10 protein-coding genes are annotated in these 15,581 nt (G+C 71.1%); all 10 read left to right on the top strand.

Annotated elements, in window-relative coordinates; translation table 11 throughout:
- Positions 1 to 11: 11 nt before the first annotated feature.
- The 10 genes from ACWCP6_RS28305 to ACWCP6_RS28260 all read left to right on the top strand — a co-directional run bounded on the left by ACWCP6_RS28305 (position 12) and on the right by ACWCP6_RS28260 (position 15,581).
- Positions 12 to 446 (top strand): hypothetical protein, encoded by a 435-nt coding sequence (locus tag ACWCP6_RS28305; RefSeq protein WP_450935405.1) that lies wholly within the window; start codon positions 12 to 14, stop codon positions 444 to 446.
- A gap of 270 nt (positions 447 to 716) precedes the next feature.
- Positions 717 to 1,601, top strand: coding sequence for a restriction endonuclease (locus ACWCP6_RS28300; RefSeq protein ID WP_450935404.1), 885 nt, complete (start codon positions 717 to 719; stop codon positions 1,599 to 1,601).
- Between the two features lie 829 nt (positions 1,602 to 2,430).
- On the top strand, positions 2,431 to 3,909 hold the full coding sequence (locus ACWCP6_RS28295; protein ID WP_450935403.1) for a sugar transferase: 1,479 nt from the start codon (positions 2,431 to 2,433) through the stop codon (positions 3,907 to 3,909).
- 73 nt (positions 3,910 to 3,982) lie between these two features.
- Positions 3,983 to 5,308, top strand: a complete 1,326-nt coding sequence (locus ACWCP6_RS28290; protein ID WP_450935402.1) for a nucleotide sugar dehydrogenase — start codon at positions 3,983 to 3,985, stop codon at positions 5,306 to 5,308.
- Complete coding sequence (locus tag ACWCP6_RS28285; protein ID WP_450935401.1) at positions 5,298 to 6,560, top strand: glycosyltransferase family 4 protein; 1,263 nt, start codon at positions 5,298 to 5,300, stop codon at positions 6,558 to 6,560. The genes ACWCP6_RS28290 and ACWCP6_RS28285 overlap by 11 nt, the downstream gene beginning before the upstream one ends.
- Complete coding sequence (locus ACWCP6_RS28280; protein WP_450935400.1) at positions 6,557 to 7,954, top strand: Wzz/FepE/Etk N-terminal domain-containing protein; 1,398 nt, start codon at positions 6,557 to 6,559, stop codon at positions 7,952 to 7,954. The genes ACWCP6_RS28285 and ACWCP6_RS28280 overlap by 4 nt, the downstream gene beginning before the upstream one ends.
- Entirely contained in the window at positions 7,951 to 9,471 is a 1,521-nt protein-coding gene (locus ACWCP6_RS28275) for a Wzz/FepE/Etk N-terminal domain-containing protein (protein ID WP_450935399.1), read from the top strand. The genes ACWCP6_RS28280 and ACWCP6_RS28275 overlap by 4 nt, the downstream gene beginning before the upstream one ends.
- A gap of 2 nt (positions 9,472 to 9,473) precedes the next feature.
- On the top strand, positions 9,474 to 11,402 hold the full coding sequence (asnB, locus tag ACWCP6_RS28270) for an asparagine synthase (glutamine-hydrolyzing) (RefSeq protein WP_450935398.1): 1,929 nt from the start codon (positions 9,474 to 9,476) through the stop codon (positions 11,400 to 11,402).
- Between the two features lie 25 nt (positions 11,403 to 11,427).
- Positions 11,428 to 13,608 (top strand): bi-domain-containing oxidoreductase, encoded by a 2,181-nt coding sequence (locus ACWCP6_RS28265; RefSeq protein ID WP_450935397.1) that lies wholly within the window; start codon positions 11,428 to 11,430, stop codon positions 13,606 to 13,608.
- Positions 13,605 to 15,581, top strand: a complete 1,977-nt coding sequence (locus tag ACWCP6_RS28260) for an alginate lyase family protein (RefSeq protein WP_450935396.1) — start codon at positions 13,605 to 13,607, stop codon at positions 15,579 to 15,581. Before ACWCP6_RS28265 ends, ACWCP6_RS28260 begins: the two co-directional genes overlap by 4 nt.

Genomic DNA, 15,581 nt, shown 5'->3' with positions numbered 1-15,581 from the left:
AGGGACCCACTGTGTCGACCTGGAACGGAATAGGAACCAAGTACCTCGGGTTCGGAAACCGCAACCGCGACGGCAGTCACTACGCCACCGAGTGGGCCGTCGTCCTCGACCTGCCGCTCGCACCGCTGCGCCGCCATCGTCTGACCGTCGGCAGCACCGTCTACACGCCGATCGGGACCGGCGGCAGATCGGTCACCAGATACACCGTGCACGAGGAGACCCCGCTCGACGTCCGCGAGATCGTGCGCACCTATCTCATCTGGTGGTTGCTGGGCCCGCTGGTCTCCGTGGGACCGGCGGCGCTGCTGCTGTGGTCGGTGCGTGACAAGCAGGACGGGGGTTTCGGGTTCTGGGCGTTCATCCTGGGCCTGTCCGCTGCCTGGGTGTTCGGCTCCCTGGCCGCGATGAGCACATACAACCGGCGCCGGCGCGGGCTTCCGAAGTGAGCCGGCGGCCCCGGGAGCGGCGGGGCTGACCGACCGGCCCTCCCCTACGGGAGCACGTCCTCGGAGCGGACGGCCGCCCTGCCGTCACCGGCCGCGTGCGGTGGCCGTGGCACGTTCGACGTGGGCAACAGCTGCCCAGCACGCGGAGGTTCGCGCGACGGACACGAGTGGTGGCCGAGCGGGCGACCGGACATGCCCGTGACAACAAGTCAATGATCTTGGGCATCTGTAGACGGATGAACCGCCGTCCCTGTCCAGGAGGAATTCAGCATGACCATACCCGTGCGCCCTGCACGACGCATGGACCGCGATCGTCGCTTCGATCTGCGCACCACCACCCTGTTCTTTCTCCTGCTGGCGATCACCATGTGCATGCTGGCGTTCCTCGCACGCACCGCGGTGGGCGTCGTCGAACGCCGCCCGCTCTGGGCGTGCGTGCTGGTGGTGCTGGGCATCGCGTCAGCTCTGATGCTCCGGCCCAGGTGGCGGCGTCTTTCCGCCGCGCGTTGCGCGCGACGGGCCGCTCGGGCGCTGGAGGAAGCGGCGCAGACGGCGTCCCACAGCCTCAGCCCCACGTCGGCGGACCGGATGCTGCCGTCCCCCGTGAGGGCACGGATGCCGGAGGCACCTGCCGGGGAGGTCTCGTCAACAGCCGGCGAGCGCGAGGACTGCCGCGCCCCGGAAGAGTCGGCGGCCTTCACAGTGCCGCTCGGCCTCGGCGGCGAAGAGATGACAGCACCCCTCGACGACGTGCCCGACTACGCCGAACTCGATCCCGACGGTTTTGAGCAGGCGATCGCCGACCTGTGCGCACGCGATGACTGCCAGGAGGTGGAAGTGGTCGGAGGAGCAGGCGACCTGGGGGCCGATGTCACCGCGGTCACCGCGGACGGGCGACGAGTGGTCATTCAGTGCAAGCAGTACAGCGAGACCAACAAGGTCGGCTCACAGGACATGCAGCGATTCGGAGGGACCTGCTTCGCCGTCCACGAGGCCGACATCGCGGCCGTCGTCACGACGGGCGACTTCACCGCACCTGCCCTCGAATACGCGCAGCAGGTCGGAATCCTGTGCGTGAACGGGGAGGACCTGAATGCGTGGAGGCACGGCACGGGACCAAGCCCCTGGGACCGGGCCCGCATGGAGTCCTTGTAGGACTCCGGCAGGCCTTCCGGCGACGGTGTCTTCGCCGACGACAGTTCTGTTCACCGAGGCGCACCGGAAGGTCTCCGGCCTCGGCTGCGGATCCAGCTCGGGACGCCGATGCGAGGGATGGCCCGCATCTCCCAGTCGGCCACCGGAACGTGAGGCGGTCGCGCCCGCCCTTGGACATGCCGCCGAACACCGACACGATCAAGTCATGCGCCTCGTTGTCCGGGTCGATCGCCCTGCCCACCTCGGGCGCCCACAGCGGCGCGCCGTAGTGCACGAACGGCGGGAAGTCGTTGCCGAACCGGGCGCCGCGGAAGGCCCGCTGCAGCTCGCCGATCACCACCGCGCAGAAGCCGCGCCCGGGGGCCGGGCGAACTGCTTGAGCACGCGGTGGCGTGAAGGCGCCCATAGACGGTCACCGACCGGTGGATCCGGGCTCCAACCTTGAACACAAATTACACACATCCTCTCTTCATCCTGGCCCCGATGGTCTAGATTGACCGTGCTTCAGCCGTTCGGGCACGAGGCGACCAATGACGATCTATAGGTCCGGCGCTACGGAAAGCCAGCAGTCGCGTCCCCGGCGCCAGCCGTGGGGTTGATCGATTCCTGGAGCCCGAGAGGGGGCCTTGGGTGCGGGGAGCACCCGAGGTTTCGACGGTTCCAGCGCACCTCGAAAGTCTGGCAGGACATGCGAATCTGCTGCCGCCAGGGTGGGTTGTTCAAGCACCTCTGAAACAGCCGTGATGTCATGCGCGGGAGGCGGGGGCCTCCCGGGCGGGGGAACGGTGTCAGGCGCACACGTCGTACCACTGGGGACCTGGGGGGTTCTGTGCGGCAAGGGGGATTAGTCAGCCCGTTTCCGTCGGCGCGCGGGCGTCTGGCGGACGGGGCAATCAGTCAGCCCGCGAACGACTGGGGGCAGCGGTACCGCCGTGCCGTGATCACCAGCGATACCGTGGCCACCGCCTTCGTGGTGGCGGCGATCGGCAACTTCTTCGGGGCCCGGGACGCGGCCAACTGGCATGAGAAGTGGGGAATTCTCGCATTCGGCACCGAGCTGCTGGTGCTGGGGGCACTTGCGGTGAGCCGGTCGTGGGCTCCGGCCGTGCTCGGCCAGGGCGCCGAGGAATTCCGCCGGCTCGGACGCTCACTGTTCATGGCGACCGTCGTACTGGCACTCGGCGGGATCGCCCTCACCTCGCGCAATATCAAGCTCTGGATCTTCGTCGCCATCCCCGCGATCGCGCTCGTCACCATGACCGCGCGATATCTGCTGCGCCTCTGGCTGCACAAACAGCGGAAGGAAGGACGGTGCCTGAGACCGGTGCTCGCTGCCGGGAGCCCGGCCACCGTGCGCGACCTGATCACCCGAACCCGCAAGTTCCCGCACCTCGGCTGGCGGGTGGATGCGGTGTGCACGACGGACGGTCTCGGGCTCGAAGGTGACCAACTGGACGGAGTGCCGGTCGTCGGCCGGCTGACGGACGTCGCCAACCATGTCCGCCGCGACGGCTACCGTGTCGTCGCGGTCACAGCGGACCCGCACTGGTCACCGGACCGGCTGCAGCGGCTGGCTTGGAACCTCGAAGGCAGCGACGCCGAAATGGTCGTGGCCCCCGTGCTGATGGAGGTGGCCGGCCCGCGGCTGCACGTCGACGCGGTGCTCGGGATCCCGCTGCTGCGGGTCAGCATGCCGACCTTCACCGGGGGCCGCCGGGCGGTCAAAGGGGTCGTCGACCGGCTAGGCGCAACGATTCTGCTGATGCTGTTCGCGCCGCTGATGGTGTTCGTCGGGCTGCTCGTGCTGGTCGACAGCCGGGGTGGGGCGTTGTACCGCCAGCGCAGGGTCGGCAAGGACGGCCGTGAGTTCACCATTCTCAAGTTCCGCACCATGGTCGCCGGGGCCGACGGGGCACGTGCCGAGCTGGCCGACCGCAACGAAGGCGCCGGCCCGTTGTTCAAGCTCCGCCGGGATCCGCGGGTGACCCGGGTGGGAGCAGTGCTGCGCCGGTACTCGATCGATGAGCTCCCGCAGCTTTTCAACGTGCTGACCGGATCGATGTCGCTCGTCGGTCCGCGGCCTCCGTTACCGGAGGAGTCCGCTGCGTACGGCCCGGACATCCGGCGGCGGCTGCTGGTCAAGCCCGGGCTCACCGGCCTGTGGCAGATCAGCGGGCGCAGCGACCTGTCGTGGGAGGAGGCGGTCCGGCTGGACCTGCGGTACGTCGAGGACTGGTCGCTCGCCCTGGACACAGTGATCTTGTGGAAGACGCTGCGTGCGGTGCTCTACGGGCAGGGGGCCTACTGATGCGCGGGGGTCGTCGTCCGGTCGGCGCGCGGACCGCAGGCCCGAGAGGGCCTGCCTGGGGGAGGAACGGGTCATGAGGGTCAGCGTTTTCGGGCTCGGCTACGTGGGCTGCGTGTCGGCCGCGTGCCTGGCCAGCATGGGTCACGAGGTCATCGGGGTGGACGTGAACCAGGTGAAGGTCGACCTGGTCAACGACGGCAAGGCCCCGGTGGTCGAGGAGCGTATCGGCGAGCTCATCGCCGAGGTCGTGCGGACCGGAGCGTTACGCGCCACCGGCGACGTCCGCGAGGCGATCATGGACAGCGAGGTGTCGCTGGTCTGCGTGGGCACGCCGTCGGAGCCCAACGGCAGCCTGTGCACCACGTACTTGGAGCGGGTCACCGAGCAGATCGGCGCCGCGCTGGCCGAGGGGGCCGAGCAGGGGGGCCGGCACACCGTCGTGTTCCGCAGCACCATGCTCCCGGGCACCTGCCTGAACCTGCTGGTACCGATCCTGGAGAAGTACGTCGGCGGCACGGCCGGGGTGGACATCGGGGTCGCGGTCAACCCGGAGTTCCTGCGCGAGGGCACGAGCGTGCGGGACTTCTTCGACCCGCCCAAGACCGTCATCGGCGAGCTCGACCCGGCAAGCGGCGATGCGGTGATGGCGCTCTACGACGGCTTGCCCGGCGAGGTGTTCCGGGTGCCGGTCCCGACGGCCGAGGCGATCAAATATGCGGACAACGCGTTCCACGGCCTCAAGATCGGCTTCGCGAACGAGCTCGGCGCGGTGTGCCAGGCGCTCGGGGTGGACTCGCACCAGGTGATGGACGTGTTCCTGGCCGACCGCAAGCTGAACATCAGCCCCGCGTACCTGCGGCCCGGCTTCGCCTTCGGTGGCTCCTGCCTGCCCAAGGACCTGCGCAGCCTGGTCCACGCGGCGCGGCGGGCCGACGTCTCGGTGCCCATCCTCGCCCACGTGCTGCCCTCCAACTCCGACCATCTGCAGCGCGCGGTGGAGCTGGTCGAGCGCACCGGCAAGCGCCGGGTGGGCCTGTTCGGGCTGTCCTTCAAACCCGGCACCGACGACCTCCGCGAGAGCCCGCTCGTCGAGCTGGCGGAGAGGCTCTTCGGCAAGGGTTACGACCTGCGGATCTACGACGCCAACGTGAGCCTCTCCCGGCTGCTCGGCGCGAACCGCGAGTACATCGAGACCCGGCTGCCGCACCTCGGGCAGCTGCTTGCGGACTCCGTCGGCGAGGTGCTCGAGCACGCCGAGGTGTGCCTGGTCGGGACCAGGGATCCGGCCGTGCTGTCGGCGCTGCCCCATGGCGACGGCCCGGTGATCGTCGACCTCATCCGCCTTCCCGACGCCGAGGCGCGCCGGACCGAACCGGGGTACGTGGGCCTTGCTTGGTAACGCGACCAGCGGCGACCGGCCGGACCGGCGCGCGCTGATCCTGGTGGAGAACCTGTCGGTGCCGTTCGACCGGCGGGTGTGGCAGGAGTGCACGACGCTGCGCGACGCGGGCTGGACGGTGCACGTCATCTGTCCCCGGGGGGAGAAGCGGGACACGGAGCAGGAGGCGGAGATCGACGGGGTGCGGATCCACCGCTACCCGTTGCGCGCGGCCACCGGAGGGCCGGCCGGCTACCTGCGGGAGTACGGGTCGGCGTTGTGGCATACGGTCCGGCTGGCCCGGAAGGTCGGCCCGGTCGACGTGGTCCACGCCTGCAACCCGCCCGACCTGCTGTTCCTGCCGGCACTGTGGCTGAAGCGGCGCGGAGCGCGGTTCGTCTTCGACCAGCACGACCTGGTACCCGAGCTCTACCTCTCCCGGTTCGACCGCGGCGAAGATCTGCTCTACCGCGCCGTGTGCGCGCTGGAACGGCTGACCTACCGGGCCGCGGACGTCGTGCTCGCCACGAACGAGAGCTACCGGGACGTCGCGGTGCGCCGTGGCGGGCGGCGGCCGGCGGACGTTTTCGTGGTGCGCAGCGCGCCCGACATCGACCGGTTCCACCCCGTACCGCCCGAGCCGGCGCTGAAGCGCGGCAAGCCCCATCTGCTGTGCTACCTCGGCGTCATGGGCCCGCAGGACGGCGTCGACTACGCCTTGCGGGCCCTCGCGAAGCTGCGCGACGAGCTCGGGCGCACCGACTGGCATGCGGTCTTCGTCGGCGCCGGCGACACCTTCGACGCGATGGTGGAGCTGTCCCGGCGGCTCGGGCTCTCGGAGCAGGTGCAGTTCACCGGGCGCGTTCCGGACGCCGATCTGGTGCGCTACCTGTCCACCGCGGACATCTGCCTCTCCCCCGACCCGCACAATCCGCTCAATGACGTGTCGACCATGAACAAGGTCCTGGAGTACATGGTGATGGGCCGGCCGATCGTCTCCTTCGACCTCCGGGAGGCGCGGGTCTCCGCCGGTGACGCCGCCGTCTACGCGCCCGGCAACGACGAGGCCGAGTTCGCCGGGCTCATCGCGCAGCTGCTGGACGATCCGGACAGGCGGGCCCACATGGGCAAGATCGGCCAGGAGCGGATCAGCGGGCCGCTCTCCTGGCGGAACTCCCAGCAATCGCTGCTCGCCGCCTACGCCGCTGCCTGCCGTAACGCTCCGGTGTCGGCGGGCGGCCCGGGCCGGGCAGGGCGGAGGCCGCACCGTTGAGCGATGACCCGATACGCCTGGTCACGATCGGGCGGATTATCCGTCGGCGCTGGCGGCTTCTCACGATCCTCGCCGTGGTGGGTGCGCTCGTCGGCTACGGCACCTCATTGCTGTTCCCGCCGCGCTACACGACGTCGGCATCGGTACTGCTGCCGGGGGCGTGGGAGGAGCGCGAGCTGCTGACCCAGACGGAGATCGCGACCAGTTCGGTGGTGGTCGACCACGCGGCTGCCACGCTCGGCTGGACCGGGGTCAGCGGCAGCGAGCTGCGGAACCGGGTGAGCGCCAAGGCCTCCGACGGGAACATCATCAAGATCTCGGGCACGGCCGAAACCCCGGAGCGCGCACAGCAACTCTCCGACCAGGTGGCCCAGCAGTTCGTCACATTCGCCGCGCGGATCGTGGACGACAACACCGACCCCGAAGCGGCGGCGCAGCTCGAGGAACTGCAGCAGATGGTGGTGCAGACCAACCGCCACATCACCGAGCTGGCCGATGCGGCCGATCCGGGGCAGACCGTGGAGAGCGTGCAGGCCCGCACCGAGCTCGAGAAGCTGCGCACCTCGCTGCAGGAGGCCATGAACAAGCTGGACCAGGCCGACCCGGCTGCCAAGAAGGCCAACTTGGTCGTCATGGGACCGGCGTCCCGGCCGACCGGCGAGGCACCGCCGACGAGGATGCAGCTCATCGTCGGCGGGGCGCTGCTGTTCTTCCTGCTCGCGGTCATCGGCCATCTCACCGCCGCACGGATGAGTCGCCGGCTGCGCACCCAACCGGAAATCGCCGCGGCGCTGGGCTCGGCGCTGCTTGGCACCGTCGACGTACCTGGTGAACGGCCCGCGTACCGGCCGGAAGGCCGTGGCCCGTGGGCCCGGATCCGCCGGCTGCTGGGCGTCGACATCCGGTGGGACCTACCGACCCCGCGGACGTCCGGCGACGAGGCCGGCAGGCAGATCCGCTACCGGCGGGTGTGCGCCCGCCTCCGGGATCAGCTGCCGGCCCCCCGGCGGCTGCTGGTTGTCGTCCCGGACGGCGACGAGATCGCCCGCCGGGCCGCCGGGCAGCTCGTCGCCGAGGCCGAGAGCGATCCTTCCCCGAGCTCTTCGAGCCGGGGATACCTCAAGCTGCGGGTGGTGGGGGTTTCGGTGTCCCAGCCGATGGTGCCGGACCGCGACGACGAGTCCGGTGCCCTGGTCGTGCTCAGCGCGGGCAGCTGGACCGCAGGGGAGCTCGCCGGCATCGCCGAGGCGTGTGCGGACGCCAAGCACGAGGTCGTCGGCATCGTCATCGCCGGCACGGTCCGGGCCCGTCCGACGCGGTCTGCCGGCCGTCCTCGGGATGCCGCCACGCCGGCGCTCGCGGTTGGCGACGAGGCGACGGGAGGTTCGAGGTGACGACGAGTACGACTTCGGAGTCGTCGGCCGCCGCTCCGCTGCTGGACCTGCAGGCGCTGGTGGTGGCGGTGCGGAGGCGGCGGCGCCTCTGGTGCTCCATGGCGCTGCTGGGGCTGCTCCTCGGCGCGGCGGTGGCGGTCCTGCTGCCACCGCCGCCGACCGCGGTGACCAAGGTGCTGGTCGCGCATCAGGAGGACCAGCCGAACGACCCCGGAACGCTGATCCGCACCGACGTCGGGCTGCTGCAAACCACGCGGATCGCCGATAAGGCCCTGAAGTCCCTCGACTCCTCCGAGAAACCGGAGGACTTCATGCGGGACTACGGGGGTATCGGCTTGACCAACAACCTGCTGCAGATCACTGTGACAGGTGACAGCGACGCGGAAGCGGTGGCCCGCGCCAAGGCGCTGGCCGATGCGTTCGTCGCGGACCATGTGAGGCGGATACAGGAAGCCGCGAACGCCGAGTCCAAGGCCCTGCTCGACCAGCGTGACCGAATGCGGGGCGAACTCGCCAAGGTCAACAAGGCGATCGGAAGCGGATCGCCGGAGGGCGGGCGCAAGGCGTCGGCGGACCTGGAGTCGCTCTTCGCCCGCCGGGCCGAACTCACCTCGCGAATCACCGATTTCGGCCAGCGCGCCGCGGAGGCGCGCATCGGCACGCCCCGGCTCATCGCCGGCACACAGATGGTGGACGCACCGCGCGCGGTGCGGCACTCCCTGCCCAGGACCGCTGCCACCGACGCCGCGATCGGGCTCGCCCTCGGGCTCGTCCTCGGGCTCGCGGTGGCCGCGGTCGGCACGGTGGTGGCGGACCGCCCCGTGCTGCGCCGGGAGATCGCGGCGAACCTCGGCGCCTCGGTCATCGCGGAGCTGCCCCGCCGGTCGGGCAGGCTGTGGCGGCGCCGACGGATCCGGGCGGCACGCGAACGGCTCACCGCTTCCCTGGTCCGCACCGTGCGCAGCTCCGCGGAACCGGTGTCACTGCTGGAGCTGGGCTGTGCGCGCAGCACGAGCGTGATCGCCATGGACCTCGCCAGGGCACTGGCGGCGGAGGGGCCAGTGGTCGTCATCGACGGTCTGCCCGGCCTGCAGCTCGCCGACCGCCGGCCGAGGCCAGGAGATCCGACCGTGGTCAGCGGCGAGCGTGCCGCGGCCGTGTCGCATCAGGGTCGCCGGCTCGGCGTCGGCTCGGTGGCGCCCGGCGCGGCGTGGACCGACCTCCAGTACCTCGGCACTCGGACCGTGCTCGTCGTGCGTGCCGGGCACGGCAGCGCCGCATGGCTGCACACCGTGGCGCGGCAGCTCGCGGACCAGCGCATTGAGGTGATCGGTGTGGTGCTGATCGACCCCGATCCGCGTGACCGGACCGACGGCACGCTGTGGGACGGGCTGCACACCGCGCTGCGCGGCCAGAACGAGCGGCTGGCCCGACAGAGCGGGACGGCCCGGCGGCGGGCCGAGCGGCTGCCGATGTGGGCGGCACGCGTCCCGGACAGCGATCAGGAGGCGCGGTAGACATGTGTGGCATCGCAGGCACTTACCGATGGCCGGACGGGAAGGTCGTGGCCGACCGGCTGACCGATACCCTCGCCCACCGCGGTCCGGACGGGTCGGGCCGGTACAACCACCCCGTAGGTGACGGCGAAGTGCACCTCGGGCACCGCCGGCTGGCCACCATCGACCTGTCCGAGACCGGCGCCCAGCCGATGGCCTCGGGCGGCCTCGTCCTGACGTACAACGGCGAGCTGTACAACGCGCCCGAGCTGCGTGCCGAGCTGGCAGCCGCCGGGGTGCGCTTCCGCGGTACCTCCGACACCGAGGTGCTGCTGGAGGCCTGGCGGCGCTGGGGCACGGACTGCCTGCCCCGGCTGCGCGGCATGTTCGCGTTCGGAATCTTCGACGAGCGGACCGGTGAACTGGTGCTCGCCCGCGACCAGCTCGGCATCAAGCCGCTGTTCCTGCTCCGGCGCGGCGAGGGTCTGGTGTTCGCCTCCGAGCTCAAGGCGCTCGCCGCCGTGACCGGTGGGTCGTTGCAGGTGGACCATGCGGCGCTGGTGGCCTCGCTGCTGTACTACTGGGTGCCGGACTCACGGTGCGCGTTCCGCGAAGCGGAGAAGCTGCCGCCGGGGAGCTGGCTCCGGTGCCGGCCCGACGGCCGGGTGGAGCGCGGCCGGTTCTGGCACCTGAGGGACGTCGCCGCCGAGGGCCGGGAGCGGATACGGAACGGCGAACAGCCGGACCTGGCGGCCATCGTCGAGGAGTCGACTCGGCGGCACCTGCTCTCCGACGTCCCCGTGGCGACCTTCCTCTCCGGGGGTCTCGACTCCAGCTACCTGACCGCGCTCGCGGCCCGCCACCAACCCGGGATATCCGCTTACACGATCGGGTTCCGCCCCGAGGACGCCAGGTTCGAGGCGATGCCGGACGACCTGCGCCATGCCCGGCGGGTGGCCGAGCGGTTCGGCGTCGACCTGCATGAGATCGAGATCGCTCCGAATGTGCTCGACCTGCTGCCGCAGATGACGTACGACCTGGACGAGCCGATCGGCGACCCCGCCGCGATCAACACGTTCCTGATCTGCTCGGCCGCCCGGGAGGCCGGGGTCAAGGTGATGCTCTCGGGTATGGGTGCCGACGAGCTGTTCGCCGGTTACCGCAAGCACCTGGCCAACCTGCTCGCGCTGCGCTACCAGCGCGTCCCGCGGCCCCTGCGGCGTGGCCTGTCCGCGGCCGTGGACCGGCTGCCGGTCGCCACGGCCCGCCGGGGGTACCGGTCGGTGCGCTTCGCGAAGCGGTTCCTCTCCTTCGCCGATCTGCCGGAGGAGACCGCGTTCCGGCGCAGCTACACCATGTACGACCAGGACGAGCTGCTCGCCCTGGTCGATCCGGACCTGGCCGGGACGGTCGAGGACGTACTGACCGAGCATGCGGACATCTACCAGGACAACGACCTCGACGACTTCGTCAACCGCATGTGTCTGGGCGACGCCCGGATGTTCCTGCCTGGCCTGAACCTCGCCTACACGGACCGGTCGAGCATGGCCGCCTCGACCGAGGTGCGGGTGCCGTACGTGGACGTCGAGGTGGTCAAGGCGGCGTTCGCCGTGCCCGGCGATCGCAAGATCGTCGGACGCCAGGGCAAGGCCGTCCTCAAGGAGGCGGCCACCTCGATCCTGCCCCGGGAGATCGTGTACCGGCCCAAGGGCCTGTTCAGCGCCCCGCTGCGCGCCTGGATGAGCCGGGATCTGGCGCCGCTGGTGCGCGAGGTGGTGCATGACGGCGTGCTCGTCAATTCCGGGTTCCTGCGCCGCGACGCGCTGGCCCGCATGGTCTCCGAGGACGCCGCCGGGCAGCGGGACTTCTCCAAGCATCTGTGGCATGTGCTGACCCTCGAGTACTGGTATCGCGGCGCGACCTCTGGCTCCGGCCAGAGCCAAGCGGCCTGAAGGCGTTGAAACATGAGGAGCTCGGGTGAAACAGGTTGTTCAGAACTACAAGAGCGGCGAGCTGGCGGTGCTCGACGTGCCGGTGCCGAGGTGCAAGCCGGGCGGTGTGCTGGTCCGGACCGCCTACTCGCTGATATCCACCGGGACCGAGCTCATGAAGGTGTCCGAGGCCGGCATGTCGATGCTGGGCAAGGCCCGCTCCCGGCCGGACCAGGTGGCCAAGGTCATGCAGAGCGTGGCCACCAACGGGGTGCCCGCCACGTACCGCAAGGTGATGGGCAAGCTGGACTCCTACACACCGCTGGGCTACTCGCTGTGCGGGGTCGTCGAGCAGGTCGGCAGCGGGATCGACGACGTGAAGGTCGGTGACCTCGTGGCCTGTGCAGGCAACGAGCACGCGCTGCACGCCGAGCTGAACTGGGTGCCGAAGAACCTCTACACCCCCGTACCGGACGGCCTCGCGCCGCGGCACGCGGCCTTCGGCACCGTCGGGTCGATCGCGATGCAGGGCGTCCGCCAGGGCGAGCCGCAGCTCGGCGAGGTGGCGCTGGTCATCGGCCTCGGGCTGATCGGGCAGTTGGTGGTGCAGCTGCTGGCCGCCTCGGGGGTCCGCGTCGTCGGGGTCGACCCCGACCCGGTGCGCTGCGAGCTCGCCGAGCGCCTGGGCGCCGCGGCCTGCGGCGATCCTGCGTCCGCTGCCGTGGAAGCCGCCGTCGCCGAACTCACCGGCGGTCACGGCGTGGACCAGGTGTACCTGGCCGCGGGCGGCGGCAGCAACCAGCCCGTCGAGCTGGCCGCGCGGCTCTGCCGGGACCGCGGCCGGGTCGTCGACATCGGCAAGTGCCGCCTGGACCTGCCGTGGAACGCGTACTACGAGAAGGAGCTCGACGTCCGGTTCTCCCGCTCGTACGGTCCCGGGCGCTACGACCCGGAGTACGAGCTCGAGGGGCGGGACTACCCGATCGGCTACGTGCGCTGGACCGAGCGCCGCAACCTGGCGTGCTTCCTCGATCTCCTCGCACGCGGCCGCGTCGACGTGGAGCCCTTGGTCTCCCACATGGCCGACTTCGATGACGCCGCCGAGACGTACCAGCGCCTGAAGGACGGCGACCTGAAGGCCGTGGCCGTGCTGTTCCGGTACCCCGAACACGCGGGGGAAGCGGAGACCCCGGCGGTGGCCGTGCCCGCGGTGAAGCGCAGCGGCGGAGCGTCCGCCCCGGCCCGGTCCGCCAAGGCGCCGGTGCGGCTGGCGTTCGTCGGCGCGGGGAACTATGCGACATCGATGCTGCTGCCGCACCTGGCACAGCGCGACGGCGTCGAGTTGTCCACGGTCGTCACGACGACGGCGCTGTCCGCGGCCAACGCACAGCGGAAGTTCGGCTTCGCCGAGGCGACCACCGATCTCGACGCCGTGCTCGGCGACAAGTCCATCGACGCGGTGTTCGTCGTCACCCGCCACAGCTCGCACGCCGAACTGACCCGGAGGGCGCTGCTGGCCGGCAAGACGGTGTTCGTGGAGAAGCCGTTGGCACTCACCGAGGAAGAGCTGGCCGGCGTGCTCGCGGCAGTGGAGGAATCCGGCAACGACCGGCTGCAGGTGGGCTTCAACCGTCGGTTCGCGCCGCTGTTGCAGGAGGCCAGGACGCGGTTCGGCGCCCGGACCGGTCCGGCGAGCCTGCGCTACCTGGTCAACGCGGGCCGGCTGCAGCACGGCAGCTGGTACCTCCAACAGGGCACCGAGGGCTCGCGCTTCGCCGGCGAGGGCGGACACTTCATCGACACGGCGAGCTGGCTGCTCGAGGCCGACCCGGTATCGGTGTACGCGGTCGCCACGTCCGGCAACGAGGACCTTCAGGTCGTACTGCACTACCCGGACGGGTCCACCGCCACCATCAGCTATGTCACCACCGGCGCGCCGGGGTTCCCCAAGGAGACGCTGGACCTCGTCGCGGACGGCAGGGTGCTGAAGCTCGACGACTTCGTCCGTGCCTCGGTCTACGGCCGCAAGCGGTGGGTCAGTTCGCGGCTGCCCAAGGCCCGGGACAAGGGCCAGTCCGCCGAGCTGGCCGCGTTCGTCAAGGCCGTGCGGACCGGCGGCCCGATGCCGGTGCCGCTGGAGTCGCTGGTCGCCACCACGGCGGCCACCCTCGCCGTACAGGCCGGCCTGGCCGGGGGCGCGCCGGTGACGCTGGCGGGGGCGCGATGACTGTGAGCTCGGGGAGTGCGGGCTGGTACCTGCGGCGGCTGTCCCGGATGGGACCGCGGGAGGTCGGCGGCCGGGTGGGCGACACGGTGCGCAGGCGGCGATGGCGGAAGGCGCGGCCGGACGGCCCGAGTGTGACCGGCGCCCGGTTCACCGCGGTACTGCCCGCGGGGACCATCGCCGCGGTGCCACCGGACGCCGCGAAACGTCTCATCGCCGAGGCGGACCGGCTGATGGCCGGGTACGCCGAGTTCTTCGGGGTGGTCCGCGACGACCTGGCCGACCCGGACTGGTGGTACGACCCGAAGACCGGGCGCCGGGCTCCGTGGGGCTACGCCTTCGACGTGCCGTACCGGAACGAGGAGACGGTCGGGGACATCAAGCAGATCTGGGAGCTGTCCCGGCATCAGTACCTCACCGTGCTCGCCGCCGCCTTCGCGATCACCGGGGACGAGCGGTACGCCGAGCGAGTGGCCGCGCACCTGCGGTTGTGGTGGGCGGCCAACGCGCCGCTGCGCGGAGTGCACTGGACCAGCGGCATCGAGCTGGGGATCCGGCTGCTGTCCTGGGTGTGGATCCGCCGGCTGCTCGACGGCTGGCCGGGCGTGGCCGGGCTGTTCGAGGGCAACCCGGTGGCACTCCGCCAGATCTGGCACCACCAGCGCTGGCTGGCCCACTTCCCCAGCCGGGGGTCTTCGGCGAACAACCACGTCATCGCCGAGGCCGCCGGGCAGTTCGCCGCGGCCTGCGCGTTCGGGTGGTTCCCCTCCTCGGCGCGTTGGCGGGCCGACGCGCTGCGGTCGCTGGAGCGGCATCTGCGAAGCAACACCTTCGACTCCGGCCTCAACCGTGAGCTGGCCACCGAGTATCACGGACTGGTGCTGGAGCTCGGCCTGGCCGCGCTGGCCGAGGCCGATACCGCCGGCGTGCCGGTCCCCGCGTCGATCCGGCTGGTGCTGCTCCGGATGACCGACGCGCTCGCGGCCATCGTGGACAACCGGCTACGGCCGCCGCGCCAGGGGGACGCGGACGACGGGCACGGTCTGGTCGTGGACGGCGCGGGCACCGACCGCTGGGCCTCGCTGCTGTCCACCGGGGACGCCGTGTTCGGCCGGCTCGCCTGGTGGCCGGCGGTGACCGGCACCGATGTGCGCACCCCACTGCTGGCCGCGCTCATCCGACCGTACTCGAAGAACGGAACTGCACCGACCGTGCCCCGCCCGGCAGGCCGACCGGCCCATTTCGCCGACGCAGGCATGACCATCCTGCGTGGTCCGGCGGAGATCTGGTGCCGCTGCGACGGTGGTCCGCACGGATTCCTGTCCATCGCCGCGCATGCTCACGCGGACGCGCTGTCCGTGGAGGTCCGGCACGACGGGGTCGACGTGCTCGCCGACCCGGGGACGTTCTGCTACCACGGGCAGCCCGAGTGGCGGCAGTACTTCCGGTCGACCCTCGGCCACAACACCCTGCAACTGGACGGCGGTGACCAGTCCGTCTCCGGTGGCCCGTTCCTGTGGACCCGGCACGCCCGCAGCCGCGTCCTGGTCGCCGACACATCCGACGGGGTGACGGCCCGCTGGTGCGCCGAGCACGACGGTTACCAGCCCTCCGTGCACCGCCGCCGGGTGGAGCTGACGGCCGCGAGCCGGGAACTGAGGGTGGTCGACGAGGTGCGCGGCCCGCGCCGGTCCGTGCGCCTGGCGTTCCACCTCGGCCCGGCGATCGCCGCGGACCTGGTGGGGAACCGGGCAGTGCTCACCTGGACCCGGGACGGCGAGGACCGCTCCGCGGCGCTCGACCTGCCCGGGCAGCTGTGCTGGCGGGCGCATCGCGGCGAGAGTGACCCGCCGCTGGGCTGGTACTCCGCCGGCTTCGGGCGCAAGGAACCCACCACAACGCTGGTCGGCACCGGCTTCGCCGACGGCACTGCGCTGTCGGGGGAGTTCACCACCGTACTCAGGTTCCACGGCTAG

The organism is Streptomyces sp. NPDC002004, assembly GCF_053593975.1.
The sequence above is the reverse complement of the archived record's forward strand: the minus strand, read 5'-3'. Positions and strand labels throughout refer to the sequence as shown.